The sequence below is a fragment of the Acinetobacter sp. YH12134 genome (assembly GCF_013418555.1).
Lineage (GTDB): Bacteria > Pseudomonadota > Gammaproteobacteria > Pseudomonadales > Moraxellaceae > Acinetobacter > Acinetobacter indicus.
This window is the reverse complement of sequence record NZ_VPBT01000020.1, coordinates 28148-54874: the sequence shown is the minus strand read 5'-3', so window position 1 is coordinate 54874 and position 26727 is coordinate 28148. Positions and strand designations below refer to the sequence as shown.

At 46.9% G+C, this 26727-nt stretch carries 29 protein-coding genes, 4 tRNA genes and 1 pseudogene; 12 read left to right on the top strand and 22 right to left on the bottom strand.

Features of this window, described 5'->3' with window-relative positions:
- Positions 1 to 159: pseudogene (locus tag FTU69_RS11655) on the top strand (IS4 family transposase); the annotation flags it as partial.
- 28 nt (positions 160 to 187) lie between these two features.
- On the opposite strand, the gene FTU69_RS11650 reads toward FTU69_RS11655, so the two are convergent.
- Both FTU69_RS11650 and sdsA read right to left on the bottom strand, forming a co-directional pair.
- Positions 188 to 2239: a site-specific recombinase gene (locus FTU69_RS11650; protein ID WP_160241549.1), complete on the bottom strand. Its 2052-nt coding sequence runs from the start codon at positions 2237 to 2239 to the stop codon at positions 188 to 190.
- Between the two features lie 18 nt (positions 2240 to 2257).
- Positions 2258 to 3235 (bottom strand): All-trans-nonaprenyl-diphosphate synthase, encoded by a 978-nt coding sequence (sdsA, locus tag FTU69_RS11645; protein ID WP_168406974.1) that lies wholly within the window; start codon positions 3233 to 3235, stop codon positions 2258 to 2260.
- A gap of 445 nt (positions 3236 to 3680) precedes the next feature.
- Here sdsA and rplU point away from each other — a divergent pair, with 445 nt between their 5' ends.
- The 7 genes from rplU (at position 3681) to FTU69_RS11610 (ending at position 10166) form a co-directional block, all read left to right on the top strand.
- Positions 3681 to 3992 carry a 50S ribosomal protein L21 gene (gene rplU, locus FTU69_RS11640; RefSeq protein WP_005176105.1) on the top strand — a complete coding sequence of 104 codons (312 nt, stop codon included), beginning with the start codon at positions 3681 to 3683 and terminating at the stop codon, positions 3990 to 3992.
- Positions 3993 to 4011: 19 nt separating this feature from the next.
- Entirely contained in the window at positions 4012 to 4263 is a 252-nt protein-coding gene (gene rpmA / locus FTU69_RS11635) for a 50S ribosomal protein L27 (protein ID WP_005176106.1), read from the top strand.
- Positions 4264 to 4481: 218 nt separating this feature from the next.
- On the top strand, positions 4482 to 5174 hold the full coding sequence (gene lolA / locus FTU69_RS11630; RefSeq protein WP_016659894.1) for an outer membrane lipoprotein chaperone LolA: 693 nt from the start codon (positions 4482 to 4484) through the stop codon (positions 5172 to 5174).
- Positions 5175 to 5753: 579 nt separating this feature from the next.
- Positions 5754 to 6590, top strand: coding sequence for a DUF3298 domain-containing protein (locus FTU69_RS11625; protein ID WP_180103923.1), 837 nt, complete (start codon positions 5754 to 5756; stop codon positions 6588 to 6590).
- 119 nt (positions 6591 to 6709) lie between these two features.
- The gene (gene serS / locus FTU69_RS11620; RefSeq protein WP_016659896.1) at positions 6710 to 7981 is read left to right on the top strand and encodes a serine--tRNA ligase; all 1272 of its coding nucleotides are present in this window, start codon (positions 6710 to 6712) and stop codon (positions 7979 to 7981) included.
- An 81-nt stretch (positions 7982 to 8062) separates the two neighbouring features.
- Entirely contained in the window at positions 8063 to 9445 is a 1383-nt protein-coding gene (cysG, locus tag FTU69_RS11615; RefSeq protein ID WP_180103922.1) for a siroheme synthase CysG, read from the top strand.
- A 241-nt stretch (positions 9446 to 9686) separates the two neighbouring features.
- Positions 9687 to 10166, top strand: a complete 480-nt coding sequence (locus FTU69_RS11610) for a tRNA (cytidine(34)-2'-O)-methyltransferase (protein ID WP_045796434.1) — start codon at positions 9687 to 9689, stop codon at positions 10164 to 10166.
- A gap of 154 nt (positions 10167 to 10320) precedes the next feature.
- Here the strand turns inward: FTU69_RS11610 and FTU69_RS11605 are convergent, their stop codons facing one another.
- The 6 genes from FTU69_RS11605 to rpoD form a co-directional block, all read right to left on the bottom strand.
- A complete protein-coding gene (locus FTU69_RS11605; protein ID WP_005176119.1) occupies positions 10321 to 11718 on the bottom strand; it encodes an APC family permease in 1398 nt (465 codons plus the stop codon).
- A 270-nt stretch (positions 11719 to 11988) separates the two neighbouring features.
- Positions 11989 to 13173 (bottom strand): iron-containing alcohol dehydrogenase, encoded by a 1185-nt coding sequence (locus FTU69_RS11600; protein ID WP_005176121.1) that lies wholly within the window; start codon positions 13171 to 13173, stop codon positions 11989 to 11991.
- 1 nt (position 13174) lies between these two features.
- Positions 13175 to 13708 (bottom strand): hypothetical protein, encoded by a 534-nt coding sequence (locus FTU69_RS11595; protein WP_160241544.1) that lies wholly within the window; start codon positions 13706 to 13708, stop codon positions 13175 to 13177.
- Between the two features lie 81 nt (positions 13709 to 13789).
- Positions 13790 to 14449, bottom strand: coding sequence for a lipoyl(octanoyl) transferase LipB (gene lipB, locus FTU69_RS11590; protein ID WP_005176127.1), 660 nt, complete (start codon positions 14447 to 14449; stop codon positions 13790 to 13792).
- 139 nt (positions 14450 to 14588) lie between these two features.
- Complete coding sequence (locus FTU69_RS11585; RefSeq protein ID WP_005176130.1) at positions 14589 to 14876, bottom strand: YbeD family protein; 288 nt, start codon at positions 14874 to 14876, stop codon at positions 14589 to 14591.
- Between the two features lie 99 nt (positions 14877 to 14975).
- Positions 14976 to 16862, bottom strand: coding sequence for an RNA polymerase sigma factor RpoD (rpoD, locus tag FTU69_RS11580; protein WP_104472137.1), 1887 nt, complete (start codon positions 16860 to 16862; stop codon positions 14976 to 14978).
- A 374-nt stretch (positions 16863 to 17236) separates the two neighbouring features.
- On the opposite strand from rpoD, the gene FTU69_RS11575 reads away from it, so the two are divergent.
- Positions 17237 to 17443, top strand: coding sequence for a PA3496 family putative envelope integrity protein (locus FTU69_RS11575; RefSeq protein ID WP_005176134.1), 207 nt, complete (start codon positions 17237 to 17239; stop codon positions 17441 to 17443).
- A 69-nt stretch (positions 17444 to 17512) separates the two neighbouring features.
- Entirely contained in the window at positions 17513 to 18037 is a 525-nt protein-coding gene (locus tag FTU69_RS11570) for a YecA family protein (protein WP_005176137.1), read from the top strand.
- A 60-nt stretch (positions 18038 to 18097) separates the two neighbouring features.
- On the opposite strand, the gene FTU69_RS11565 is transcribed toward FTU69_RS11570, so the two are convergent.
- The 5 genes from FTU69_RS11565 to FTU69_RS11545 form a co-directional block, all read right to left on the bottom strand.
- Complete coding sequence (locus tag FTU69_RS11565) at positions 18098 to 18658, bottom strand: glycine zipper domain-containing protein (protein WP_168397297.1); 561 nt, start codon at positions 18656 to 18658, stop codon at positions 18098 to 18100.
- A 282-nt stretch (positions 18659 to 18940) separates the two neighbouring features.
- Positions 18941 to 19348: an ABZJ_00895 family protein gene (locus tag FTU69_RS11560; protein WP_180103921.1), complete on the bottom strand. Its 408-nt coding sequence runs from the start codon at positions 19346 to 19348 to the stop codon at positions 18941 to 18943.
- 39 nt (positions 19349 to 19387) lie between these two features.
- Complete coding sequence (locus tag FTU69_RS11555; RefSeq protein WP_005176142.1) at positions 19388 to 20002, bottom strand: DedA family protein; 615 nt, start codon at positions 20000 to 20002, stop codon at positions 19388 to 19390.
- 74 nt (positions 20003 to 20076) lie between these two features.
- Positions 20077 to 20379: a hypothetical protein gene (locus FTU69_RS11550; protein ID WP_005176151.1), complete on the bottom strand. Its 303-nt coding sequence runs from the start codon at positions 20377 to 20379 to the stop codon at positions 20077 to 20079.
- A gap of 209 nt (positions 20380 to 20588) precedes the next feature.
- On the bottom strand, positions 20589 to 21521 hold the full coding sequence (locus tag FTU69_RS11545) for a rhodanese-related sulfurtransferase (protein ID WP_005176153.1): 933 nt from the start codon (positions 21519 to 21521) through the stop codon (positions 20589 to 20591).
- Between the two features lie 199 nt (positions 21522 to 21720).
- Here FTU69_RS11545 and FTU69_RS11540 point away from each other — a divergent pair, with 199 nt between their 5' ends.
- Both FTU69_RS11540 and FTU69_RS11535 read left to right on the top strand, forming a co-directional pair.
- Positions 21721 to 22212 carry a DUF1289 domain-containing protein gene (locus FTU69_RS11540; protein WP_160241541.1) on the top strand — a complete coding sequence of 164 codons (492 nt, stop codon included), beginning with the start codon at positions 21721 to 21723 and terminating at the stop codon, positions 22210 to 22212.
- A 49-nt stretch (positions 22213 to 22261) separates the two neighbouring features.
- Positions 22262 to 22879, top strand: coding sequence for a LysE family translocator (locus FTU69_RS11535; protein ID WP_171521967.1), 618 nt, complete (start codon positions 22262 to 22264; stop codon positions 22877 to 22879).
- Positions 22880 to 22953: 74 nt separating this feature from the next.
- Here the strand turns inward: FTU69_RS11535 and panD are convergent, their stop codons facing one another.
- The 9 genes from panD to ispE form a co-directional block, all read right to left on the bottom strand.
- Entirely contained in the window at positions 22954 to 23334 is a 381-nt protein-coding gene (panD, locus tag FTU69_RS11530; protein ID WP_005176160.1) for an aspartate 1-decarboxylase, read from the bottom strand.
- 134 nt (positions 23335 to 23468) lie between these two features.
- On the bottom strand, positions 23469 to 24053 hold the full coding sequence (gene pth, locus FTU69_RS11525; protein ID WP_016659905.1) for an aminoacyl-tRNA hydrolase: 585 nt from the start codon (positions 24051 to 24053) through the stop codon (positions 23469 to 23471).
- Between the two features lie 19 nt (positions 24054 to 24072).
- Positions 24073 to 24369, bottom strand: a complete 297-nt coding sequence (gene rplY, locus FTU69_RS11520; RefSeq protein WP_005176167.1) for a 50S ribosomal protein L25 — start codon at positions 24367 to 24369, stop codon at positions 24073 to 24075.
- A gap of 99 nt (positions 24370 to 24468) precedes the next feature.
- On the bottom strand, positions 24469 to 25422 hold the full coding sequence (locus FTU69_RS11515) for a ribose-phosphate pyrophosphokinase (protein WP_005176171.1): 954 nt from the start codon (positions 25420 to 25422) through the stop codon (positions 24469 to 24471).
- 36 nt (positions 25423 to 25458) lie between these two features.
- Positions 25459 to 25533: transfer RNA gene (locus tag FTU69_RS11510), tRNA-Gln, on the bottom strand.
- Positions 25534 to 25624: 91 nt separating this feature from the next.
- Positions 25625 to 25699, bottom strand: a tRNA-Gln gene (locus FTU69_RS11505).
- A gap of 19 nt (positions 25700 to 25718) precedes the next feature.
- Positions 25719 to 25793 (bottom strand) — tRNA-Gln (locus FTU69_RS11500).
- 26 nt (positions 25794 to 25819) lie between these two features.
- A tRNA-Gln gene (locus FTU69_RS11495) sits at positions 25820 to 25894 on the bottom strand.
- A complete protein-coding gene (gene ispE, locus FTU69_RS11490; RefSeq protein WP_180103920.1) occupies positions 25893 to 26723 on the bottom strand; it encodes a 4-(cytidine 5'-diphospho)-2-C-methyl-D-erythritol kinase in 831 nt (276 codons plus the stop codon). The genes FTU69_RS11495 and ispE overlap by 2 nt, the downstream gene beginning before the upstream one ends.
- Between the last annotated feature and the right edge of the window lie 4 nt (positions 26724 to 26727).

The following is a 26727-nucleotide window of genomic DNA, read 5'->3' as shown; positions in this document are numbered from 1 at the left end:
AAGAAGCATGGACGACTCTCAATGAGTTTATTTCGCTATGGTTTAGACTATGTTCAAATGGCGATTCAGCGTTTAATTGGTTTTGGGAAAAAAGAAGAGTTTAAGGAAATTTTGGCAATTTTAAGAAGGCAGAACCCTGATAGGATAAGGGTTCTGTGAAATTTGTCGTGTACAGAGAACAAATTCCTTAATGATGACCCTTGGCCGGGCCAGATTGTTCTTCAACTTCAACAGGTTGCTTCGGTGGCCAGAAAAAGTCACTGGGCCGGGTCAGGAAATGGGTCATGACCAGTTTGGCCAATGGCTTCCACTGTTCAAAACGTACCCGACGTGCGCGCAGGGCCACAATAATGGTGAGGGTAAAGCTGACAAATAAGTTGGTCAGGCCAATTAACAGTACACCCAGGAAAGACACAATAATCAGGCCAATTTCCGGACTACCGTTGACGTTCATCAAACCCTGAATAAAGTTGGCCGAGGCAAAGGCAATATGCCGGATATCTAAAGGCAGACCCAGAATATAACCAATTGTGCCCATACTGCCGAGCATAACCCCGAACAGGAAATTACCGGCCAGTGCGCCCAAGTTCCGTTCAATATAGGCGGCAAAACGGTCCAGCCGTTCCTGACTCATCCATTTTTTCAGTTTGGCATGCGCCTGTAGCCGTGGTCCGACTTTGCGATACACCGCCATATTATCGAAGTAACCAGCAATCAGGCCCGATAAAAACAGACACACACCGGCAATGGCTGCGTGTGGAATTGCCAGAGAGGTAAACGGATTCAGGTCATGCAGCATTTTGCTGGCTTTGGCATGGTTCATTAAAGGCTCATGCAACGCCGCATCCCACATAAAGGCAATTAGGGCGGCCACCGGAATGGCAATCGAGATATTGCCCAGAATGGCAATAAACTGGGTTCGGATAATATTGATAATCAGCGCGGCCAGCTCGGCAATTTGCGCCATTTTCGAGCCTTTGCGATGCTGTACGGTCGAAGCCAGTGCGGCAGCGGTCATCGCCGGCTGTTTGGTGGCCACAGTAAAGTGCAGCACATGAATCAGCATAAAGCCCAGCGAGTAGTTCATGCTGTTAATAAAGGCCTGCATCAGCGGCGCCAAGGTTAAACGTGCCGCCAGCACCTTAAGGGTGGCCATGGTGGCAATAATCACCCCGGCCCCGGCAGCCGATTTATACATTTCCAGAAAGCCGGCCTTGTCGGTACTTACATAATGTTCACCGGTTTTACTGGCATTTTCAGTCACCTGCAAGGCCATCAATTCACTGTTGGTAGCCAGCAGGGAGCGGACACTGCGTTCGCTATACAGCGCGGTGGTAATATCGACCAGTAGCTCGCCCATGGCGCTATAACGCACATCATCTTCTTCAACAATCAGGTTCAGCAGCAGTTCAATCCGGTCCAGACACTGTTCCAGTAAGGACAGCAAATAGGTCAGGCTGACACTGACCCCAATCCGTTTGGTGGCCCGGCGAATTTTATGGCTGACGTTACGGCACTGGTCAATCATCACCAGCGCCTGTGAGGCATCCGGTGGAATTACCGCTTCAAATTTGTCGGCACTTTGATGCAGGTTTTTATATTGCACAATGAAATCGTTGATTTCACGGTTCTGCACTAAAAATGGTGATTCGTATTCGGTCAGTTCCGGATGGGCATTAATAAATTCCGGATATAAACCAATTCCGCTGACCCGATAGGACAGCACGGTAATGGCTTTAATGATTTCCTGACGAATCAGTTTTTTATCATCCTGATTACGATGGCCCTGATTCAGCAGGCGAAACAGCTGCTGCCACTGCTGATCTTCAATATCATCCAGCCAGTATTTATCACTGCGCTGATGGAAAATGCGGCGCAGCAAGTCCTGCAGCTGGCTCTGATCATTAATCAGCGGTAAAAAATGCGCCCCTAGGCGCTGAAACAGCTGGCTCCAGAAACCATCTAAAGACAGGATGCCGGTATCGGCATACAGGCTGGTCTGTTTGTACTGGCTGATTAAGCAGAGCACAAAACTTTGTAAGGTATTGGCGGCATTGGGCGTAATCAGCAGGGCATGTAAAAAGGCCTGAAACTTTTCTTGTATTTCTTCGCTATTTTCGGTGTTGGCTGGTCGAATACGGTTGACCAGCTCAATGAGCAGTTGCTCGTCAAGATCAGCGGGCGTGGTTTCCAGCTGATCCTGCATGTTCAGGAATAGGTCATAAAATTTTATATGCATAGGCAAGGATGAAGCTATTTATTGAATTCGGTGCAGGGCCAGCTTGGCCAGATTGACCAGGGCCTGACGATAGATTGTATCTGGCAAGGCATTTAAGGCCGCAATTGCGGCTTCGGTTTCTTCCGTGGCACGCTGCTGGCAATAATCCAATGCACCAGAGGTCTGTACAATCTCGATAACCTGCGCCAATTCGGAGGTTCCACCCGTAGCAATACTGCGGCGGATAATTTCATGTTGCGCACCTGTGGTATTTTTCAGGGCGGCAATTAAAGGCAAGGTCGGTTTACCTTCCATCAGGTCATCGCCGATATTTTTACCCAGGGTTTCGGCATCTGAGGTGTAATCCAGAATATCGTCAATGATCTGGAAGGCATTGCCAAAATGGCCGGCAAAGACACGTAACGGTTCACGGTATTCCGGCTTGTTGGTTAAAATGGCGGCACCTTCGGTGGCCAGTTCAAACAGGCGCGAGGTTTTGCCGTGAATAATATCTAAATACGTCTGTTCGGTGGTGTCCGGCTGATGCTGCGATTGCAACTGTAGTACTTCACCTTCGGCAATTTCACAGGTGCCGGTCGAGAAATCTTTTAGCAAGGTCATGTTGTCTAAATCGACCAGCAGGTCAAAGGCGCGCGAAATCAGGAAGTCACCGACCAATACGGCGGTCTGGTTATTCCAGGTGGCATTGGCGGTTGGACGGCCACGACGCAAGCCAGATTCATCGACCACATCATCATGCACCAGGGTTGCGGTATGCAGCATTTCAATAATCGCCGCCAGTCTGCGCGCCTGTTCCAGATCTTCTGCGCCGCAGGCTTTGGCCGCCAGTAAGCACATAATCGGACGCATACGTTTGCCGCCGGCTTCCACCACATGCTTGCTGACCGCCATAACCAGTGCGACTTTTGAGGTAATGCCTTCATTAATAAACTGATCCATCGCGGCAAAATCGGAAGCAACAGGCGCGAGAATATCTTGCTTAAAGTCGATGGTCATGTGAAGGAGAACCTCAATTGTGTCAAGTAACAACGATATAGTGTAACAATGAAAAACGTCTGGACAGGAAATCTGCAATCTGCGGTGCGGCCATTGTGGTTGTCGTTATGAAGTACGAGGCAATGGTCTGCTTTCCTGTTCGTGCTGGCGCTAATGGCCTCCCGGTGACAGGCAGCGGTGATAGCATCAGCATGCTAGCGTTTTCGATTCTAACAAGCAATTTGATTAGATCAATGAAAAATGTAGGGTTTTGAACATTTTTGTTGCTTTTCGTTGCATGTTTATAAAATAAACAGCCGGCTGATGCAATATTTTGGCTAAATCTCTTGTTGTTTGAAGCGTTATCCCTTAAAATCTCTGCCCTTGTATAACCCCAGTGGCGTTCGTTTTAAGATCGGTATATCCCTTTACCGGCACGACGACACGGGCATGTTTGGAGTACATTATGTACGCAGTAATCCAAAGCGGTGGTAAACAGCACCGTGTAGTTGAGGGTGAAACCCTTAAAGTTGAATTATTGAAAGCTGAAACTGGCGCAACCATTACGTTTGATGACGTATTAATGCTTGTAAACGGTGATAGCATTCAAATCGGTGCTCCAGTTGTAGCTGGCGCTAAAGTAACTGCAGAAGTGGTTGGCCATGGCCGTCACGACAAAATCCGCATCATCAAAATGCGTCGTCGTAAGCACTACCGTAAGCAACAAGGTCACCGTCAATGGTTCACCGAGTTGAAAATTACTGGTATTTCAGGCTAATCACTAGGAGTAATGAGACATGGCATCTAAAAAAGCCGGTGGTTCTACTAAGAACGGTCGTGATTCGAATCCTAAGATGTTAGGTGTTAAAGTTTACGGTGGTCAAACTGTAACTGCAGGTAACATCATCGTTCGTCAACGTGGTACAGAATTCCACGCTGGTGCAAATGTAGGTATGGGCCGTGACCATACTTTATTTGCTACTGCTGACGGCGTAGTAAAATTCGAAGTGAAAGGTCAATTTGGCCGTCGCTACGTATCTGTTGAATAAGATTCAATAGAACAAAAACCCACAGTTTTCTGTGGGTTTTTTTATGCATGTCGCATCGGGAAAGAGAGCAACCCTGATCTTCATGATGATGGATAAAAAAGAACATTTGATATTAATAAACATACAAAACTTCTTATTTTCTCTAAATTTAGGCACTTTATTTGGTTTAAGATGAGTCCATGAATACATTGCGATATGCAACAATAAAAGGTGAATCTATGAAAATGCTTCGTCAAACCATGTGTGCTATGGCATTGGGTGCTGCAACGCTGGCACCAGTGATGAGTACGACTGTGTATGCTGCGCCTGTGGCAGCATCGGAGCAGCAAGCCACTGCCAATCTGGTCAAACAATTGAGTCATATTAAAAGTATGACCGCTAACTTTGAGCAGACCACCAAAACCAGCGGCAAAGCGCCTAAAAACAAGGGCCTGACTGCCCAGCATATGAATCAGGAATTTAAAGGCGTAATGAAAGTGGCGCGCCCGGGGAAATTCTATTGGGAAACCACCAGTCCGGCCAAACAGACCATTGTGACCTCAGGGAAAACAGTCTGGATTTATGACCCGGACTTGCAGCAGGCCGTGCGTCAAAACCTGGATGAGCAGGTTGCCAATACACCAGCACTGTTATTATCGGGCAATACCAACCAGATTATGCAGTCATACCGGGTGACCCAGCCAAACAAAGGCAAAACCTATTACACCCTGTATCCAAAAAGTGATGACGGTGCTTTCCAGAGTCTGACCATTAGTTTCGGTGCCAACAAAGCACCAAGCCTGATGATTCTGGAAGATTCTTTAGGTCAAACCACCTATGTACGTTTTAACAATGTGAAGGTGAACCCGAACATTGCCAACTCGACCTTTAATTTCACCCCACCAAAAGGCACAGATATTATTGATCAATAAGGGGTGCTGATCATTTCTTAAAAAAGATTTTATCTGTGAAAGCAAAACATAAAGGAGCCATTTTAATGGCTCCTTTATTTTTAGGTGAATAATCGCCCAATGGCAGGAGTGTACGGAAAGTCAATTGAGCGACTTAGGTCATGCGGACATGCACGAAATGGCAATAAAAATTGCCCCCTGAAAATGGTTAAAAATTAATCAAAAATAAGGATTAACCAGAATCACGGCTGATCTGTCTGCTTTTGCCCTGTGAAAGAATCCACAATTTCTGTGGATAAATCTTGGGATAATTTATTTTTCCCATTGAATGGGCTGCAGATGCACGATTAGGGTGCAGTCAGGATTTAATTTTATTTTAAAATTATCATTATGAATTTTAATGGAATATTATAAATTTTGGGATGTACTGCTGTGGGCGGTTTTTGGTTGATTTTTCATTTTTTATCGCAGGTTACAGAACTGCTCTAGGATCGAACAGCAGGAGTTTTATATAGTGGTAAACGGCTAAATTGTGCGTATACAACGCCTTAGCGGGGTGAAAACTGCTGAAAATTGCAGCATGAAAATAGGGGAAATACAATGCAACATCTGAAATCAAATCTGCTCACCACGACAATCGCACTGACCACGGCATTAATGTTAAGTGCCTGTCAGCCGAAGCAGGATGCCGCACCTCAGGTGGAGGCCGAGCAAAGTCAGACTCAGGCGGCTGCTATTCCCGTGATTCAGGCCAAAGTGGTGCCGGTGGAACTGAAACAGCAGCAGCGCTGTGATGAAGAGGGCTGTACCGAATACGATATTCAGACGGTCAATACCAATGTGCCGTGGATTAATGCGTATTTTATGCAGCGGATTAAAAAGGCCGACCCGATTGCATTTAGTGAAGATGCTGCTTCTACTGTGTCAGCATCGTCAGCATCGTCAGCATCGTCAGCATCGTCAGCATCAGAGGCCAATAGTACAGAAGAACCGAACCGCCTTAGTCTGAGTTCTACCTATGTGCGTTATATTGGCCAGCATGGCCGTCTGGCTACCTTTAGCATGCAAAGTTATAGTTATCCGGCCGGAGCAGCGCATGGCATGCATCATCAGGAGTTTGTGACCTTTGATTTAAACAGCAAGAAGCGTCTGGCCTTGCAGGATATTCTGCTGCCGAATAGTGATGAAGCCAAACTGGTACAAGAACTGTTTAACCATAATTACAACTGGCTGAATGAGCACGACATCCAGCGTGAAAAACTGCGACTGAGTGACAATTTTTATTATGGCGCCAATGGGCTGGTGTTTGTCTATCCATTGTATGAGCTGGCTTCCTATGCAGAAGGCATGCCGGAACTGGAGCTGCCGTATTATGCGGTGGACAAACTGATTAAAGCTGAATATCTGCCAAGTTTGCCGAAGTATCCGGCCCAGTAAATTGTGAAAAAACTGCGCCAGATTGCTGTAATAAGCCCCAGCCGTGAAGCGGATTACTGTATTTTTTAACCCGAAGCGCTTACACTATAGCCAGTTTTTTTCTTTACAAAAGATTGGCTATGATCGACCCGAAATTACTCAGAAATAATATTGAGGCTGTAAATTTAGCCTTGGCAAAACGTGGTGTGCAACTCAATGTAGAAGAATGGGCATCATTGGAAGCTCGCCGTAAAGAAATCCAGTCCAAAACGGAAGCTCTACAGGCCGAGCGTAATGCCGGTGCCAAACAGGTCGGTCAGATTAAAAAAGCCGGTGGTGATGCTTCAGAAATCATGGCACGTATGTCAGCCATTGGTGATGAAATTAAAGCAGCCGAAGTGGCTTTAAATGAATTACAGGCGGAAATTGAAACCAAATCACTGACTATTCCTAACCTGCCACATGAATCTGTGCCGGAAGGTAAAGATGAAGCCGATAACGTGGAAATCCTGACCTGGGGTACACCACGCGAATTTGATTTTGAAATCAAAGATCATACCGACTTAGGCGAATGGATGGGCGGTCTGGAGTTTGAAACCGCGACCAAGCTGACCGGTTCTCGCTTTAGCGTTTTAAAAGGGCCATTGGCGCGTCTGCAACGTGCTTTAACCCAGTTTATGCTGGATACGCATACCCTGAAAAATGGCTATACCGAAGCCTATGTGCCGTACCTGGTCAATGCTGATTCTTTACGTGGTACCGGTCAATTACCAAAATTTGAAGAAGACCTGTTTAAGCTGCAGGGCGAAAAAGAGTTCTATTTAATTCCAACCGCGGAAGTGCCAGTCACCAACTTTGTCCGTGACGAAATTATTGATGCCGACCGTTTACCGCTGAAATATGCTGCGCATACCCCATGTTTCCGCAGTGAAGCCGGTTCTTATGGCCGTGATACGCGTGGTTTAATCCGTCAGCACCAGTTTGATAAAGTAGAAATGGTGCAAATCGTTAAACCTGAAGATTCTATGCAGGCACTGGAAGAGTTGACCGGTCATGCAGAAGGCATTTTGCAGGCGCTGGGCTTGCCGTACCGTAAAATCATCCTGTGTGGTGGTGATATGGGCTTTGGTGCGACCAAAACCTATGACCTGGAAGTGTGGGTGCCAAGTCAGAATACCTATCGTGAAATTTCTTCGTGTTCCAACATGGGTGATTTCCAGGCGCGTCGTATGAAAGCGCGTTATCGTGCCGACCAGAAGAAAACTGAATTTGTACATACCTTGAATGGTTCAGGTCTGGCGGTTGGACGCACCTTATTGGCCGTGATGGAGAACTATCAGCGCGCGGATGGCTCAATTGAAGTGCCTGAAGTGCTACGTCCGTACATGGGTGGTGCAGAATATATCGACTAAATTCAGGTCGATGTACAGGATGCACCAATTTGTGCACAAAATTTGCTTAAGACAATCAGAACTAAATTACTGAGGTAGTGTGTGGATATTTTTCCAATCTCGTTAAAGTTGCAACAGCAACGCTGTCTGATTGTCGGTGGCGGCCATATTGCCTACCGTAAAGCCGGTTTACTGCAAAAAGCAGGCGCTATTATTGATGTGGTGGCGCCGGACATTGATGCCGCTTTACTGGAACTGGTCCAGCAGAGCCAGGGGCACTATGAGGCTGCTGCCTTCAATACTGAAATTCCGCTGCGCCAGTACCGTCTGGTGATCGCCGCCACTGATGATGCAGCAATCAACCGTCAGGTGTTTGAGGCCTGTGAAGCTGAAAATGTGCTGGTCAATAGTGTGGATGATCCGCCACATTGCCGCTTTATGGTGCCGGCTATTGTCGACCGTTCGCCTTTGCTGATTGCAGTGGCCACGAATGGTGCATCGCCGGTGTTGTCGCGCCAGATTCGCACCCAATTGGAAACCAGTATTCCGCATGGCATGGGCAAACTGGTGAGTTTTTCCGGTCAATGGCGTGCTGCGGTTAAGGCCAAAATCCAGAATCCGGATGAACGCCGGATTTTCTGGGAAAACCTGTATGCCAGTCCGCTTAAAGAGCAGGTCTTTAATGACAATCTGCAAGAAGCCAATCGTTTGATTGAGCAGGCCTTGCAGGAATGGACCACGCCAAAAGGCGAAGTGTATCTGGTCGGTGCCGGTCCGGGTGATCCGGAGCTGTTGACCTTAAAAGCACTGCGCTTGATGCAGCAGGCCGATGTGGTGATTTACGACCGTCTGGTGTCCGATCCGATTATGGAATTGTGCCGCCGTGATGCTGAAAAAATTTATGTTGGGAAAGCACGTTCCAACCATGCTGTGCCACAAGAGGGCATTAATGCCTTGCTAGTCAAGTATGCGCAGGAAGGTAAACGTGTTTGTCGTTTAAAAGGCGGTGATCCGTTTATTTTTGGCCGTGGCGGTGAAGAAATTGAAGAGCTGTTTGCTGCAGGCGTGGCTTTTCAGGTGGTGCCGGGCATTACCGCAGCATCGGGCTGTTCAGCTTATGCCGGTATTCCTTTAACCCATCGCAACTATGCACAAAGCGTACGTTTCCTGACCGGGCATTTAAAAGAAGGTTCACCGGAACTGCCGTGGAGCGAGCTGGTCTATGAAAACCAGACTCTGGTGCTGTATATGGGACTGGTGGGACTGGAAAAAATCTGCCAGAAACTGATTGCCCATGGCCAGCGTCCGGATATGCCAGTGGCCTTGGTGTCTAAAGGCACCACACCGGAGCAGAAAGTGGTGGTCGGGACTTTGGCGGATATTGCATCTAAAGTTACTGAACATCAAATTCAGGCACCCACTCTGACCATTATTGGTGAAGTGGTGAAGCTGCGCGAACAACTGCAATGGCATGAGCGAGGATAAAGCAACGCACTGCGTTGCCCGAGCGCAAGGCGAAGGCTGCGCCTGAGTAAAGAGGATAAAGCAACGCACTGCGTTGCCCGAGCGCAAGGCGAAGGCTGCGCCTGAGTAAAGCGGTGGCCATGATGAATCATGGTTGCCCGAGATGCAAAAGGGCAATACCGCATAGCGCTTTAGCCCTGACAGCGTCCTTGTCCCATCAAGAAAGTTTAATTGCTTAAATCAACCAGATAGTGAGTAAAAAGTGATCCACGTTGTGTTATATGAGCCTGAAATTCCTGCCAATACCGGTAATATTATCCGGCTTTGTGCCAATACCGGTGCTCAGTTACATCTGGTCAAGCCCCTGGGTTTTGAGCTGGATGATAAAAAGCTGAAACGTGCCGGTCTGGATTACCACGAATGGGCGCGGATGCAACTGTGGGATTCAATTGAAGACTGTCTGGCCGATTTGGCCAGTAAAGGCGTAGGTGTGGATGCGGTGTATCCATTAACCACCAAGGGGACAGAAACCCCGCATACTTCGGATTTAAACCGTCCTGTGGCCTTGTTGATGGGACCAGAAACCCGCGGTTTGCCTGAGCATGTGCGTTTGATGTTCCCACAAGAGCACTGGATTCGCTTGCCGATGGCAGAAAACTCCCGCAGTCTGAACCTGTCAAATGCCACAGCAGTTATTGTTTATGAAGCCTGGCGTCAGCAGGGTTTTCAGCCTTTAAGCTAGGGCAGACCATCAAGATGAATAAAAAAACCAAGATCACTGATCTTGGTTTTTTTATGATGAATTATTTTTCAGTGAGCAGGATCAAGCCGTCAAAACTTGACCTGAAATGTAGAAACAAAAAAGGTGCCGAAGCACCTTTTTGAATGACTTAAACTTAGAGTTTATCGTCAAATTCATTGTGTTGTGGCGCAGGGTGTTTAAAGCCTTTGGTTTTATAACCCAGGTATAAAATACCGGCCATTGCCCACCATAAACCATATTTCAATGATGTTTCATCAACTTCAAGCCACAGTGCAAACACCGCGATAAAACCACAGAGCGGCACCACCACAAAGTTCAGAATGTCTTTAACATTGCGGGTACGGCCATCACGTAGCGCATAGCGTGAAATGACTGACAGGTTAACGAAACTGAATGCAGTCAGGGCACCAAAGCTGATCAGGGAAATCACGAAATCCAGATCCATAAAGCCCGCAGTTAAGGCCACCGCACCGACAATCAGAATGTTATAAGACGGTGTGAAGTTACGAGGGCTGATATGACCAAAGATTTTCTTGTTAATCACGCCATCACGGCCCATCACGTACATTAAGCGGGATACACCAGCATGTGCAGAAATACCCGAAGCCATCACCGTTACAATTGCGAAGGTCAGTACATAGGACTGGAACAGTGAACCACCCACCAGCATCAGAATTTCTGGCTGAGTTTCAGCAATATTCTTGAAGTAGCTGCCCGGTTCATTCGGGAAGTAAATCTGCATGAAGTAGGTGCTGACAATAAAGATGATCCCGGCAATTAACGCAGTCAGGAAAATCGCTTTTGGCAGGGTCTTTTCGGTATCTTTGGTTTCTTCTGCCAGCGAGCTTAAGGAGTCAAAACCGGTGAAGGAGAAGCACAGTAAGGTAGCACCGGTAATCAGCGCACCGACTGAGGTCAGCTCATTCCAGAACGGTTCCAGGCTCCAGAGCTGATAACGCTGTTCGGCACTAATCGGGCCATCGGCATTAAAACCGGCCTGCAGTTTGGTAAATACCATCCAGGTAAAGATCGCGATGACCAGAAGCTGGATAAATACAATCAGACTGTTGAAGTTGGCGACAAAACGCGCACCACGCAGGTTGATGCCGGTCATAAACGCGGTCAGTACAATGACCCAGACCCAATGATTAACATCCGGGAACAGCGCTTCCAGATAAATCACGGCCAGAATAATATTCACCATTGGCGACAGCAGGTAGTCGAGCCAGGATGACCAGCCCACCATAAAGCCAACATTGGGGTGAATGGATTTCTGCGCATAAGTATAGGCAGAACCCGAAGATGGGTAGCGGCGAATCATGTGACCATAGCTTAACGAGGTCAGCAAGATTGCAACCAAGGCAAAAATATACGAGGTGGGTACATGAAAATGACTTTCTTCCGATACTAAACCGAAAGTGTCAAATAAGGTCATTGGTTGAATATATGCTAAACCAATAATAATGATGTGCCAGAGCCCTAGCGTTTTTTGCAGTTTAGCTGCCGATTGAGTCCCAGAGATATTTGTCAACGGCGTTATCCTCTTAATCGTTGATCAAGGATCAGTCATGTTCCTAAGGATCGTTTGAGACGAACGATCCCCCCTATCAATAAAACAAAAGTCCGCCAATCTACTCCAAAATGGTTGCTTTTGTCAGTAACTTTTTCAGAAATTTTTAGCAGAAAATATGCCAATCATCTGAATAAATAAGAACTTTTTCTTGGGTATAGTAAAAGCCTGATGTTTAAAAAAACATCAGGCTTCTAGAAATTTTGGCTATATTCGCCTATTTGCTGGAAATTACCAAGCCTTTTTTAAGATAGATTTCAAATCTTCCAGACTGGCTTCTTTCGGGTTGTAAATGATCGAGCCATCGTTTAGGGCTTTTTCGGCCACTTCATCCAGCTGCGCTTCTGTAACCTTGCCGGTTTCACTCAAGGTGCGTGGCAATTTGGTCATGGCATACAGACGGTCGCGCATGGTCAGCAGGGTAGCAATGGCTTTATCGGCACGCAGATGCGCCGGAGTCTGGGCATAAATATCCGGGCCGGCCAATGGCAGCAGCAGTTCGGCAATTTTGTCGCCATTGACATCTTTGTTGTATTCCAGCACATAGGGTAAGAACAGGTTCATGCACAGTCCATGCGGCAGATGCGCCACTGCACCTAAGGCATGACCGAGGGAATGTACCAGACCCACCATCGAATTGGAGAAGGCAATACCAGCCATGGTCGAGGCCTGTGCCAGTTCCAGACGGCCATAGGCATCGCTTGGATTGTCCAGCACTTTAAACAGGTTATTGCTGATTTTCTTGATTGCGGCGGTGGCATAGGCATCCGAAATCGGATTTGAGGCCATGCAGCTATAAGCTTCAACCGCATGGGTCATGGCATCCATAGCTGTCATTGCCGTTAAATGCGGTGGCAGGGTCTGGGTCATGCGCGGGTCCAGAATCGCGGCATGCGGCATCAGGTAATAAGAGGCGAATGGCATTTTGACATTCTTTTCAGTATCTGACACCACCGCGACCATGGTGACTTCTGAACCGGTGCCTGAAGTGGTCGGAATCACGAAGAAGGGCTTTAATGGTTTTGGCAGATTGTGCGCACCGGAATATTTCAGCAGGTCATCGCCGCCTTCCGTCACCAGAATATTGGTAGCTTTAGAGGTGTCAATCACCGAACCGCCGCCGACAGCAATAATGGCATCACAGTTGTGGTCACGATACAGCTGCGCCGCTTTACGTACCGTGTCCAGACTTGAATCCTGTGGTACATCATCAAAAATATAGCCAATTTCAGCATCGGTCGATTCAAAAGCCGCTTCAACCGGGGCCAGCAGGTTGTTACCACGGACGCCTTTGTCGGTAATGATCAGCGGGCGTTTCGCACCTAAAGTCACCAATTCAAACGGAATGTGTTCCAGTGCGGCATTGCCGGCAATGACTTTGACTGGACAAAAAAATTCGTAATAAGGCTTCGCCATGTTATGCACTCCGTTGGAAATAGGACTGAGCCACTTTCAGGTAAATATGGGCAGCTCCGCTGAGTTTTTCTTTTAAGTTAAGTTCGGATGGGTATTGTTTGACGGCCAGCTCTGCCAGCAGTTTAGGCAAAATCAGGGCTTCCATTTTGTTCAGGCAACGCACCAGACGAATGGCATAAGACAGGTCACCATCGGCAATCATGCGGTCATGGGCAAAGGCCTGTGCCGTACTTTCCTGAAACGAGAACACCAAAAAGGCATGGGTCAGATGCTTGAAGGTAATGACCAGATCGGGTTTGCCATCCAGTTCAGGCAGCAGTTCGAGCTGATGATCTTCAGTCACCCGGGCAATGAACGCAGGTCCATTGGGAAACACTTTCATGGACAGGATAAAATTTGCGGGAAACTTTGCAACTTCCTGTTTTATTTCTTGATCGACCTGGCTTGCCATCACCAGACCTCTGCCAATCACATCCATCATGAGTTTGACATAGGCCTGTTGCAAAGCGGGCTTCACGGTTTTGCTTGAAATCACTCGCTGAGTCCCTTTGTTAACATCTATTATTGGGTTTAGAGTAAATACTCTAATTTATTTCTTATTCAAAAGTAAAGTCATTTAGGCTTGAATGGTTTGAACCTCACTAAAGTAACCACTGTGCTCTAAAGTTTCAATGATATCTCGGCATAAAGTTTCAAACGATGGATAGTCTGGGACTAAATCCTGAATGCGCACCATTTCCAGACCGGCATACCCACAGGGGTTAATGGTTTGAAAACCACTCAAATCACAGTCAATATTCAGCGCTAGTCCATGGTAACTACGGCCTTTGCGGATTTTAAAGCCCAATGAGCCAATTTTACGCTCCGCGACATAGACACCCGGCGCATCTGCTTTGGCATAAGCTTCAATACCATATTTTTTGAGCAGCGCAATCATCAGGTTTTCGGCATACGATACCAGCGTGCGGACATTCCAGCCCAAACGGTTCAGGTCAAACAGGAAATACGCCACCAGCTGGCCCGGACCATGCCAGGTCACCTGTCCACCACGGTCGGTTTGTACCACCGGAATATGGCTGGGAATCAGAATATGTTCTGCCTTGCCGGCCTGACCTTGGGTCAGCACCTCATGATGCTGCAAAATCCAGAGCTCATCGGGGGTATTGGCATCACGCTGTTCAGTCAACTGCTTCATCTCTAAAAAGCGGTCTTGATACGGTGTTAATTGCGAATACTGACGGATAATGAGGGTCGGTTTTTGAAGCGCATCGGTCACAGGCTGCGTCCTTAAAAATGAAATCTGCTGATGTGAATTATAATGATTCAGAATAGGAATAGGAGTGTGCCTGCTTTAAATTACTGCGGTTGCACGGCACGCCATAAAAAAACACGCATGAAGCGTGTTTTTTTGAAACTTAAAGCGCGGTTTTAATCAGCGGGCAGGCAGCTAAATCGGCATAGACCGCATGCACCTGTTCCAGCTCCTCGAAACGCAGCTGTGCGGTAATCGAGTGGTATTTACCGGTACGCGACGGGGTCACGGTCATTTTGTCGCCATCAAAGTCCGGGAAGTGTTTCACGAAAATATCGTTCACCGCTTGACGCAGCTCTGCACCGGCCAGACCAATCAGTTTAATCGGGTAATCCATCGGAAAAACCCAAAGATGCTCTTGTAATTCACGAGAGGGAGTGCGGTCAATCATAATTACCTCAAAAGATTGAAAAACGCCTGCAAGGCGCAGGCGTTTTGGCATTGCTACTTAAATGGGGATGGATTGATCCCAATTCAAGCCGCTGCTGACTTAGTCGTTTTCCAGGAATGAACGCAGGTGTTCAGAGCGGGAAGGGTGACGTAATTTACGTAAGGCTTTGGCTTCAATCTGACGGATCCGTTCACGGGTCACATCAAACTGCTTACCGACTTCTTCCAGAGTATGATCGGTTGGCATATCAATACCAAAACGCATTTTCAGGACTTTGGCTTCACGTTCAGTCAGGTTTTCCAGCACTTCGCGTGTTGCTTCTTTTAAGCCTTCTGAAGTCGCTGCATCGACTGGAGAGGTGATGTTGCTGTCTTCAATAAAGTCACCCAAATGCGAATCTTCATCATCACCAATTGGCGTTTCCATGGAAATCGGTTCTTTGGCAATTTTCAGGACTTTACGTACCTTCACTTCGTCCATTTCCAGACGTTCACCGAGTTCTTCCGGTGTCGGTTCGCGGCCCATTTCCTGCAACAACTGACGAGAAACACGGTTAATCTTGTTAATGGTTTCAATCATGTGTACCGGAATACGGATGGTACGTGCCTGATCGGCAATCGAACGTGTGATCGCCTGACGAATCCACCAAGTCGCATAAGTCGAGAACTTGTAACCACGACGGTATTCAAACTTGTCTACCGCTTTCATCAGACCGATGTTACCTTCCTGAATCAGATCCAGGAACTGCAAGCCGCGGTTGGTGTATTTCTTGGCAATCGAGATCACCAGACGCAAGTTGGCTTCGACCATTTCTTTCTTGGCGCGACGTGCTTTGGCTTCACCCACCGCCATACGTTTGGCAATGTCTTTAATGTCTTTAACATTCAGACCCAACTCTTTTTCGATGTCGGCAATTTTTTGCTGGAAGGCCAGTACGTCAGGACGCACTTTTTCCAGGTAGCCTTTCATCTCTGCAGGAGCTTTGGCAATCTGTTCGTCTAACCATGCCGGATTAGATTCCTGACCCGGGAAAGTCGTACGGAACTGGGTACGGTCCATACGGCCACGACGTACTGCATAACGCATTACTTCACGTTCTGCTGCACGAATCTGGTCATGCGTGCCACGAATCATTTCTGAAATAATATCAAACAGGCGCGGCGCAAATTTGAACATCATGAACACGCTGGCCAGAGCCTGTAACGCAGCTTCCGCTTCTTTGCTGTTACGGCCATGCTTTGCAATGACGTCTTTGGTGTTTTTCCAGGCTTCAGTCAGCTCGGCAAAACGTACTTTGGCAATTTCAGGGTCCGGACCAGAATCCGCTTCAGAATCATCATCCGATTCTGACTCTTCTTCTTCATCGTCGTCATCAAGTTTGACATCTTTGGTGCTCTTGCTGCTCGATTCTTCTTCATCGTCGAGCACGGCTTCATCTTCCAGCACTTCCGGAATTTCTTCATCGGTTTCAGGATCTAAGTAACCTGAAAGCAGATCGGCCAGGCGGCGTTCGCCATTTTCATAATCTTTGTATTCTTGTAGAACCACTTCAACGGCATTTGGCCAGTACGCAATTGAATGCAGCACATCACGGATGCCTTCTTCAATACGTTTCGCGATACTAATTTCGCCTTCTCGCGTTAACAGCTCAACGGTCCCCATTTCACGCATATACATACGCACAGGGTCCGTGGTACGGCCAGGCTCATTTTCTACAGAAGCCAGTACTGCCGCTGCTTCTTCTTCAGCGACTTCATCTGCAGCTTCTGTGGTGTCTTCGAACATCGCATCATCAGATTCAGGTGCACGTTCATGCACAGGAATACCCACGTCCTGAAGCATCTGGATGATGTCTTCAATCTGTTCGCTTTCCGTGATTGAGTCTGGGAGATGATCGTTAACCTCGGCATAAGTTAGGTAACCTTGCTCTTTGCCTCGGCTAATCAGAGCCGCTACTTGCGAAGTAGGGGAAGTCATATCGCTCATCTTTGCTTACTCTTCGTTGAATCTGTGGCAGTGAAAAACCGTGCATGATAGCACAATTTGCTGTAAAAGTTTCTGATTTGATCAATCAAGCATGATTTTATAAAAATGTTTGAAAGCAAAACTGAATAGGAATATGGGGCATCTTGCCCGGTTTTCAAGTCTGGCATCCGTTTTGTCCGCGAAATATTCTTGTCATATGCTTTAAACTATACTTATGCAGATAAGGTCTTCATAAATACACAAATTTTAGCGCGAAATACAAGCCAAAAATAGTCGGGAAAAACAAAAAATATAAATAAAACTTGACAACTTTTTCAAAGGCAGATAAATAGCGGCTAAACCCATTCACATTTTTTCATTCTGAGGTAGTTTTAGTGTCTTCAACAGATTTTGAACTAGATGATAACTACGGTGATGATGATGTCAGCTTCGATGAAGCGGCAGGTAAAATCAGTGCGAAAGAATCGTTAGAAAAACGTCGCTTGATTGATGATCTGCTGGCACAGCGTCGACTGGAGCGTGATCTCAAGGATTTTGATTATGACTTCGACGAAGATGATTTTGACGACGAAGATGACTGAAATTTGGGTTCAGTAAAGTCTTCGGAAAATGCTATGCTATACCTTGTATAGACGATTTTTGGATTTAAGATGAGTGCTTTAGATTTAGACCTGTTAAGTGAATATCTAGATGGTGACCAGAACGAATACGGTCTAGATTTTGCTGCCACTCATGGTTTTTTGTGTGCCATTGCAGTTGGCCCGCAATTTGACCAATGGCTGGATGAACTGTTTGAAGGCAACCAGAAAAAAGTGCCGGCAGAAATCGTAGCGCAGGTGAAAACCTGGCTCGAATCCATTCGTCAAAACCTGGCCAATGAAGAAGGCATCGAATTTCCATTCGAAATTGAAGAAGCAGATGTAGAATCAAGCTTGGGCGACTGGAGTGTGGGCTTTGTGGATGCCATGTTCCTGAATGAAGAAGCCTGGTTCACGCCAGAATTTGAAGAACAGCTGGTAGATCTGACTTTACCAATCATGGTGTTTAGCGGCATTGATGAAGAAGACCCGCAAATGGAAAGCTTCCGTCGTAATGGTCAGTTAATGGATGAGCTGGCGGAAGAAATTCCGGACAACCTTAATGAACTGTATTTGATGTATCACACTCCAAACTGATGCAAACCGAATAAATAAAAAAACACCTCCTCGGAGGTGTTTTTTTATAGCCGGATTACATTAGCGGGTCATACGGTTCCAGGCATCACGCACCGCATGTTTGGCATCTTCCCAGGCCAAACGGGTATCGCCCTTGGTGGACTCCCATTCGCTGCGTAAATCGGGTTCTACATCTTCAAAGCGTGTACCCGGTTCATAGCGTGAACGCTGGGCATAACCGACCCGGTAGGCAGCCTGATAATCACGCTCATAGCTTAAGTCCGGATGTGTGTTTTGCAGGCTGGTATAGTAAGGCTGGCTCTGGCTGTGTTCATGCCAGTAAATATCTTCATCACCTTCGGTCGGGTTTTCGGCTTCTGCAGCGGTTTTACCAACCAGACCGCCCACCACGGCACCAATGGTACCTCCGACCACTGCGCCAATCGGGCCGGTGGTGGCCCCGACTGCGGCACCTGTGGCTGCACCACCGACCGCACCGACACTGGTACCCACCGGATGGGTGCCGGTTTCACCTGTTTTCGGGTTGGCATTCAGCTGTTGCTGCTGCTGTTTCGGTAGCTGTTTGACCTGTTCGCGTTTTTGTTCCTGCTGGCGCTGGGTTTCTATTTCTGGATTCGTCATGTCTGTATCCTCTTGGGGCTGATGATGATCTAAGTAAAATGAATCAAAAAATTAAGATCAAGCGGATCTCTTGAGTTTTAACTTAGATCAGACAGGACCCGGCGCGGGCAGGAGAATTGCACCTTTCACGTTAAGATAAATAACTTATGTCGGTTTCTGGTGACGAAAAGCAGGGCTTACTTACATACAGTTAAATTTTCCGTGCAGATGCGCTGTCCGGAAGCCACCCATCTGCACAACAGAATTTCTAAAGCATATTTGATTAGTGTTTGAAATTGCTAACTACTGTTTGGAGCAATAAGCGGCATACCAGACATAGGCGGCATAAAATACTGCACCATGGATGGCGACCATACATAGCATCAACACTGCCATGAGGGCCAGTCCCATTTTCTCAGCCGATTGAATAATCTGCTCTGCATAGGGGTTCATCAGCACCATAAAAAAGATAAACAGGCTGCCAATGATGATGGCCACGGCACTGCTGCCCCAAATCAGCTGAATTCTTTCATCTGAGGTCGGCAGGCGTTTTTCACGTTTTACAAAATGTTTGGCATTGATCAGCGCGACCACCACCAGTGTTGGAAAAAGGGTTAATACCCCAAGATTTAAACCATAAACTAGAACCATGGTCAGCAGGACCAGCGCAATGCTGTAGACTGCAGCCAAATGCAGCAAATAGTGTTTCATTGAATCCCCAAGTTTGGCCTGTAGCTCGGCCAATGCACATCACGAAGCGCGTTTACGCATATACCTACGGTATAGAATCCAGCCGATAATCGCAATCACAATTGCAATAATGACATAGCCGACCTGGCTAAAAATTTTCTGCATCAGCGCCTGATTTTCGCCAAAATAAAACCCGACCGCAGCCAGAAAAGTGGTCCAGATGATGGTGCCGAGGCTGCTGTAGAACATGAATTTCCAGAAGGGCATCCGGCTCATGCCGGCGGGAATACTAATTAAAGAGCGTACCGCCGGAATCATGCGTCCGGCAAAGACAATGCGATGCCCATACTGCTCGAACCAGTCCAGTGATTTTTTGACATCGGCCGATTTTAGGAACAGGTATTTTCCGTAGCGGTCGACAAAGCGGAAAATCGCATCATGTTCGAATTTATAGCCGACCCAGTACAGCAAGGCCGCGGCCAGTAGCGAACCGAAACAGCCGGCAACCACGACACCAACAAACAGTAATTCACCTTGTGAGGCCGAATAACCAGCAGAAGGCATAATAATTTCGGAAGGAATAGGGGGGAATACGTTGTCCAGAAACATAAGCAGGGCAATACCGAAGTAACCCAGCTGTTCCATAATGGAAATAATCCATTCGGTCAGGTTCATAAAGTCAAGAAGGCCTAAAAATTAGACCTTCATGCTAAAGAGGATTGGTTTTTCAGTAAAGAGCTGAAACGTAACTAAAAATCTTCCTCAGCGGTATGCGACAGGGTGTGCACATAGACTTTTCGAAGCCCATACGCCACCAGCAGCGGCAAGACAGCGACAATCAGGTAACCACTCCAGATATTGGAAAGGTGATAGGCAATAAACATTGCCAGAATCGCGCCGAGCACGGTGCCAAACCCCACAATAAACAAGTGTGAACGCTGTTCAAGCTGCTGTTTCAGGTGGTGCAATTGCAGATCTTGCTGCTGATGCGCTCGTTGCAGTAAGGCAGTACGGAATTGGTGTTTATAGCGTGTTGTTATCGTTCTTTGCATAAGTCAATCCTTGTCCATGGGTGAGAATCTGTACGTCAAAATAAAACTGCATTGTTTTTGTTGTGATTTGGAGTTTAGCCTAAGCATGACTGGCTTCTGTTAGTACCAGAGGGTGCTTTGGTATTGAATTGATTCTGGTATGTGAATAGACGTAAAAAAAGCCCTATAAATAGGGCTTTTTGTAAAATTATTTGTACTGGTTTACATTATTACAGACGTTTGCGTTTTGCCGCTGCAATCTGAGATTGACGCATACGGAAGCCAGCTTTCTGTTTTTCTGTGGTTTTATCAATACAGTATTTACAAGATACGCCGTGTTCATAGCTTGGTTCTGCCACTTCTTCTGGCAGTAAAGGCCAACCACAGGCATGACACTTGGTATTTTGACCTTCTTCCACACCATGCGTAACCGCAGTACGGCCATCAAATACGAAACATTCACCTTCCCACAAGCTTTCTTCTGCCGGGGTTTCTTCGAGGTATTTCAAAATACCACCTTTCAGGTGATAGACTTCCTGGAAGCCCTCTTGCAGCAATAACGAAGTGGATTTTTCACAGCGAATCCCACCGGTACAGAACATGGCAATTTTCTTGTCTTTGTGCTGTTCCAGTTCTTTTTTCACATAGTCTGGAAATTCACGGAAGGTTTCAGTTTGCGGATCAATCGCGCCTTTAAAAGTCCCGGCCTTGTATTCATAGTCATTACGGGTATCAATTAAAATCACGTCATCACGTGCAATTAGTTCATTCCATTCTTTCGGGTCCAGATAATGGCCGACCAGATCACGTGGTTTGACCTCTACACCCAAAGTCACAATTTCTTTTTTCAGCTTAATTTTCATTTTACGGAAAGGCTTGTCGGCGCTGTGCGATTCTTTATATTCCATCGCGCTAAAGCCTTCGTTTAAAAGAAACTGATGCACCTGATCAATGGCTTCACGGTCACCCGCCACCGTACCATTAATCCCTTCACCCGCCACAATGAGAGTACCGCACAGGTTGATGCTGTTTACCAAATCTAAAAGACGTTGTTGTAGATCCGCAGGATCTTGAACTTCTTTGAATTGATAAAGTGCGGCAACAACCCAACCAGAGGTCGCTTGCTGTTCTACAGGTGCAAGCTGTTCTACAGTAGCGTTCATGGAGTACTCCAATGTGATATAAAAAATTTGAGGGGCATATTTTAGCGTGAAAGTGCCCAGATAGCGAGAAATCCAGAACAGAAATATGGTTTTAAATCTGCGATAGAGTCGGCTATGATGCCTATCCTCGCCTATGATTTTACCAAAAGTAATACGGCTGCATTCAGGCCGGCATTACTGCGCTTTTCTGGAGTATATTTTGAGTACGGATCGTCGAATCGCCTCATTGACCCCGTGTGCAGGCCGCTGCTCTACGGTATTTGGTGATTCAGTGTGTCGTGGTTGTCGTCGTTTTAATCATGAAGTGATACGCTGGAATGGTTATACCTCCGAACAGCAAACGGCTGTCTGGCAGCGTCTGGATGCCCAGCTGGACCAGATTCTGGTACCAATGTTGCCATTTTCCCGTTTGCCGCAGGTAGAGCATTTTGTGCTGTCGAAGCGGGTGCGTTTACGTCCCGATGCCAGCGCAGGCCGCAAGTTATATCATGCGCTCAAATTATGTGAAAAAAACAAGCATCTGGCCGATGACAGTGGTCTTGGTATTCAGGCCGCGCAGGTTAAACCACTGTGGCAGGAATTTGAGCGTCGGGTACTGGCACTGGCGACTGCGAGTTATGACCTGGCATTTTTACGTGCCGATGGCATTAGCCAGCATTTATTAAAAGTCAGTCTGGAAGAGGATGACTAGTTTTTCATCCTAAGGTTTAAGCAAGAGTAGCGCAGGAGTACCACAGATGATCAATATGGCTGAATATCTGTTGTACTGTCTGGCGGTGGTGATCATGATTGCCACCCCAGGCCCGGTGATGATGCTGGTGATTGGTGCCGGACTCAAAGGTGGTTACCGGCGGGCGTTTCAGACCATTGTCGGGACTAATTTAGCTTCTTTGCTGTTAATTGCCTGCTCGGTGCTGATTTTAAAAGGCATCTTCAATATTCAGGCCTTCTGGCTGGATTTAATTAAGCTGCTAGGCTGTGTCTATATTGCCTATTTGGGGGTGGACATTCTCAAGGAAAGCCGGGCAGCGGCCGGACCGAAACAGGAGACGGCCAGCGCTGTAGGCGGATTTCGGCAGGGTTTTCTGGTCGGGATTTCCAATCCGAAAGATATTCTGTTTTTTAGTGCCTTTTTCCCGCAATTTATTCAGGTCACCGATCATTTTAATAACAGCTTAATCCTGCTGACCGCCAGCTGGATTGTACTGGATTTTCTGACTTTGTCTTTGTTGTATTTGGGTTTTTACCGTTTAACGCTGTCACGCGGTTATCGGCCGGTACTGGCGCTGTGTGGTGCTCTTTTAATTCTGATTGCGCTGTATGGACTAATCAGCACAGCAGGGCAGTATCTGTTTTAAGTAACCCATGACTTATATTTCTGCCATAAAAAAACCCGCAATGTGCGGGCTTTTTCGTAGGATGATCTTAGGTCTTAAGCGACTTGTACCGGAATACAGTTGGCGGTGTGGCTCACGGTGTTGTCCGGGTTGGCATATACCAGGCGTGGTTTATGCGCATTGGCTTCTACTTCAGTGAAATCACCGAAAGTCGCAATAATGATGATATCGCCGACATCTGCCTGATGTGCTGCGCCACCATTGACTGAAATGATGCCTGAATTGTCTTCACCACGAATCGCATAAGTGGTAAAGCGTTTGCCATTGGTTACGTTCCAGACGTGAATTTCTTCGTATTCGCGAATGCCAGCTAAATCCATAAGTTTGCCATCAATTGCACATGAACCTTCATAATGAAGTTCCGCATGTGTCACGAAAGCACGGTGAATTTTGCATTTTAATAAACGAGATAGCATGGCTAGCGTCTCCTTAGTGGACCTAAGATCTTTATCTTATGGTTGAATCAATCACTGCGACCGAATCAGCCGACGAGCGCATTTTGCGCCCAATTTTGCCAGATGGCAAGCAGGATTGTTCAACAATTATTAGGTTATTCGTTGGGTTTATAGGCATTGATCTGGTTCATGGCTTGCTGAATCTCACCATTGACCAGTAATTTCATGCGAGACAGCGCGTGGCTGAGAGCATCATCCATCAAGCCTTGTTCCTGGCTTGGGGCTTTGCTGAGCACATGACCGGAAACACGTTCTTTAGACCCCGGATGACCAATACCAATGCGTAAACGGTGGAAATTTGGACCGGTGTGCGGAACGATGTCACGTAAACCATTATGACCACCATGACCGCCGCCAGTTTTCAGGCGAATAATCCCCGGATTCATATCCAGTTCATCATGGGCAATCAGCATGGCTTCAGGGGCGATTTGATAGAATTTGGCGAAGGGCACAACACTTTGACCGGAACGGTTCATAAAGGTTGTTGGTAATAGCAGACGAACGTCCTGACCTTCAATATTACCGCGACCGCTGATGCCTTTGAATTTCGGATCAGCTTTTAAAGAGATGCCATATTGATCTGCAAGGCGTTCAACAAACCAGAAGCCTGCATTATGGCGGGTTTGGGCATACTCAGCACCTGGGTTGCCCAAACCAACAATCAGTGAAATATTTGACACTAATTTACACCATTAACACTTATGCGCGTTTGAAGTCAGCGTGCATTGGTGTGTTTTTAGCAGGGTGACGTTGTAACGCTTGGATTTTCACGTTTTCAACTTTGTCGCCTACTTTGATTTCTACAACTTCTTCAAAGAAAGCATTGCTTTCTAAAGCTTTTACAAGCTCACGAAGTTCTAAAGTTACTGCTACTGGCTCAGCGTCGCCACCATAAATGATAGCTGGAACTTGAGCAGCGTGACGAAGGCGGCGGCTCGCACCTTTCCCTTGGTTAGCTGCTTCACGCGCTTGAGCGTTTAATACGAAGTTTGCCATGATAGACATCCTATTTCAGGTTAAATAAACCAGACCTGCGACCGATCTGGTGATAGAAAGCCCTGCATAAAGCAGGGCTTTTGAAAATTTAGCGCACTATTATAGATAAGAATCGAACATTGCGCTAATAGATTCTTCGTTGTTAATACGACGAATTGTTTCAGCAACCATGCTTGCGACTGAAACCTGACGAATCTTGCCAAGGTTTTGAGCTTCTTCTGATAATGGAATGGTGTCAGTAACAACCAGTTCATCAATCACAGAATTCTTTAAGTTCTCAATCGCTTTACCAGACAGCACCGGGTGAGTAGCATAAGCAACCACTTTACGCGCACCAAAAGTTTTGAGTGCATCTGCTGCTTTACACAGGGTACCTGCGGTATCGACCATGTCATCCACGATGACGCAGTCACGATCTTTCACATCACCAATCAAATGCATCACTTGTGATTCATTGGCTTTTTGACGACGTTTATCAATGATCGCAAGGTCGATATCCCCCATTTGCTTGGCAACAGCACGGGCACGTACGACACCACCCACGTCAGGTGAAACCACCATCAGGTTGTCGTGTGACTGCTGGCGTAAGTCAGCAAGCAGCGCTGGCGTACCGTAAATGTTGTCTACAGGAATATCGAAGAAACCTTGAATCTGGTCAGCGTGCAGGTCAATCATCACCACGCGGTCAATACCGACAGTGGTCAACATATCTGCAACCACTTTTGCAGTAATTGGCACACGGCTTGAACGAGGACGACGATCTTGACGGGCATAACCGAAATAAGGAATCACGGCAGTGATACGGCCAGCACTTGCACGACGCAATGCATCTGCCATCACCAGGATTTCCATCAGGTTATCATTGGTTGGGGCACAAGTAGGCTGAACGATGAAAACGTCTTTACCACGTACATTCTCGGTAATTTCTACAGCAATTTCACCGTCAGAAAATTGACCGACTGAGGCAGCACCTAAAGGAATGTGAAGATGGCTTACGACTTTTTGGGCGAATTGTGGATGCGCAGTTCCACTAAAAACGACAAGATTGGGCATGAAGCACCCTTGGCGGTTGGAATGTATGGAAATAGATGGCAGGGGTAGCTGGATTCGAACCAACGAATGGCGGGATCAAAACCCGCTGCCTTACCACTTGGCGATACCCCTAATGCGGCAGAACTTTAATATTTTTGCTGGTCGATGTCAAGGTAAATTAACAGCAGAACAGCAAACCAATGCTCTGTCTTTTTCGAGAAAATGGCAGGGGTAGCTGGATTCGAACCAACGAATGGCGGGATCAAAACCCGCTGCCTTACCACTTGGCGATACCCCTAAATTTGATGACTGTAAGATGGCAGGGGTAGCTGGATTCGAACCAACGGATGGCGGGATCAAAACCCGCTGCCTTACCACTTGGCGATACCCCTAATACAGTACATCTACAGGTGAAAAATGGCAGGGGTAGCTGGATTCGAACCAACGGATGGCGGGATCAAAACCCGCTGCCTTACCACTTGGCGATACCCCTATTCAACTTTGAAATGAATTAATGGTGATTCGGCTAAACTGTGGACCAGGTAAGCTTTACATGGTGCCTGAGCCAGAATCTCATCAATCTTCATTTCTGAAGTCACTTCAATAAAAACACAGGCACCTGTACCTGTAAGCTTGGCAACTCCGAACTGATCCAGATATTGCATGGCTTCATCGACTTCAGGATATAAGGCTCTGGCCAGTGGCTCAAAGTTGTTTCCGAAATCAGATGGCTTCAACTGATAGGCGCAAAATTTAGATGGCTTCGTATCTCTTGTCAACGTTTTTTGTGAAAAAAGCAGTTGAGTGCTGATAAAACAGTCAGGTTTTAGCACTATGTACTGTTTTTGTTCTAAGTCTATGAATGTTAAGTGTTCACCAATACCTTCTGCCCAGGCATTGCGGCCATGGACAAAAATCGGCACATCGGCGCCCAGTTGCACCCCTAAATCGGCCAGCTGCTCAGAATTGAGTCCACATTGCCACAGTTGGTTCAGCACAATGAGGGTGGTGGCGGCATTGGATGAGCCACCACCAAGTCCGGCACCCATAGGAATCTGTTTGTCCAGCCGGATTTTTAAACCGGTCGGCGCTTGGGTAAAAGGTTTTAAGATCTGCGCCGCCCGATAAATCAGGTTCTGTTCCAGATCGACTGAATTTAAACCGTCGATCTGAATCTCGGCTGTATCCAATGGCTCAAATTCAAGCCAGTCGTAGAGATCGATCAGCTGGAAAATGCTTTGCAGTTCATGATAGCCATTTTCACGGCGGCCAGTAATATGCAAAAACAGGTTCAGTTTGGCAGGTGAGGGAACACGAATCATGACA

Coding starts and splice junctions, on each gene's coding strand:
- FTU69_RS11650 (WP_160241549.1), bottom strand. CDS start 2,239: ATGCATATAAAATTTTATGACCTATTCCTGAACATGCAGGATCAGCTG.
- sdsA (WP_168406974.1), bottom strand. CDS start 3,235: ATGACCATCGACTTTAAGCAAGATATTCTCGCGCCTGTTGCTTCCGAT.
- rplU (WP_005176105.1), top strand. CDS start 3,681: ATGTACGCAGTAATCCAAAGCGGTGGTAAACAGCACCGTGTAGTTGAG.
- rpmA (WP_005176106.1), top strand. CDS start 4,012: ATGGCATCTAAAAAAGCCGGTGGTTCTACTAAGAACGGTCGTGATTCG.
- lolA (WP_016659894.1), top strand. CDS start 4,482: ATGAAAATGCTTCGTCAAACCATGTGTGCTATGGCATTGGGTGCTGCA.
- FTU69_RS11625 (WP_180103923.1), top strand. CDS start 5,754: ATGCAACATCTGAAATCAAATCTGCTCACCACGACAATCGCACTGACC.
- serS (WP_016659896.1), top strand. CDS start 6,710: ATGATCGACCCGAAATTACTCAGAAATAATATTGAGGCTGTAAATTTA.
- FTU69_RS11600 (WP_005176121.1), bottom strand. CDS start 13,173: ATGGCGAAGCCTTATTACGAATTTTTTTGTCCAGTCAAAGTCATTGCC.
- FTU69_RS11585 (WP_005176130.1), bottom strand. CDS start 14,876: ATGATTGACCGCACTCCCTCTCGTGAATTACAAGAGCATCTTTGGGTT.
- rpoD (WP_104472137.1), bottom strand. CDS start 16,862: ATGAGCGATATGACTTCCCCTACTTCGCAAGTAGCGGCTCTGATTAGC.
- FTU69_RS11570 (WP_005176137.1), top strand. CDS start 17,513: ATGAGTGCTTTAGATTTAGACCTGTTAAGTGAATATCTAGATGGTGAC.
- FTU69_RS11565 (WP_168397297.1), bottom strand. CDS start 18,658: ATGACGAATCCAGAAATAGAAACCCAGCGCCAGCAGGAACAAAAACGC.
- FTU69_RS11560 (WP_180103921.1), bottom strand. CDS start 19,348: ATGAAACACTATTTGCTGCATTTGGCTGCAGTCTACAGCATTGCGCTG.
- FTU69_RS11555 (WP_005176142.1), bottom strand. CDS start 20,002: ATGAACCTGACCGAATGGATTATTTCCATTATGGAACAGCTGGGTTAC.
- FTU69_RS11550 (WP_005176151.1), bottom strand. CDS start 20,379: ATGCAAAGAACGATAACAACACGCTATAAACACCAATTCCGTACTGCC.
- FTU69_RS11545 (WP_005176153.1), bottom strand. CDS start 21,521: ATGAACGCTACTGTAGAACAGCTTGCACCTGTAGAACAGCAAGCGACC.
- panD (WP_005176160.1), bottom strand. CDS start 23,334: ATGCTATCTCGTTTATTAAAATGCAAAATTCACCGTGCTTTCGTGACA.
- rplY (WP_005176167.1), bottom strand. CDS start 24,369: ATGGCAAACTTCGTATTAAACGCTCAAGCGCGTGAAGCAGCTAACCAA.
- FTU69_RS11515 (WP_005176171.1), bottom strand. CDS start 25,422: ATGCCCAATCTTGTCGTTTTTAGTGGAACTGCGCATCCACAATTCGCC.
- ispE (WP_180103920.1), bottom strand. CDS start 26,723: ATGATTCGTGTTCCCTCACCTGCCAAACTGAACCTGTTTTTGCATATT.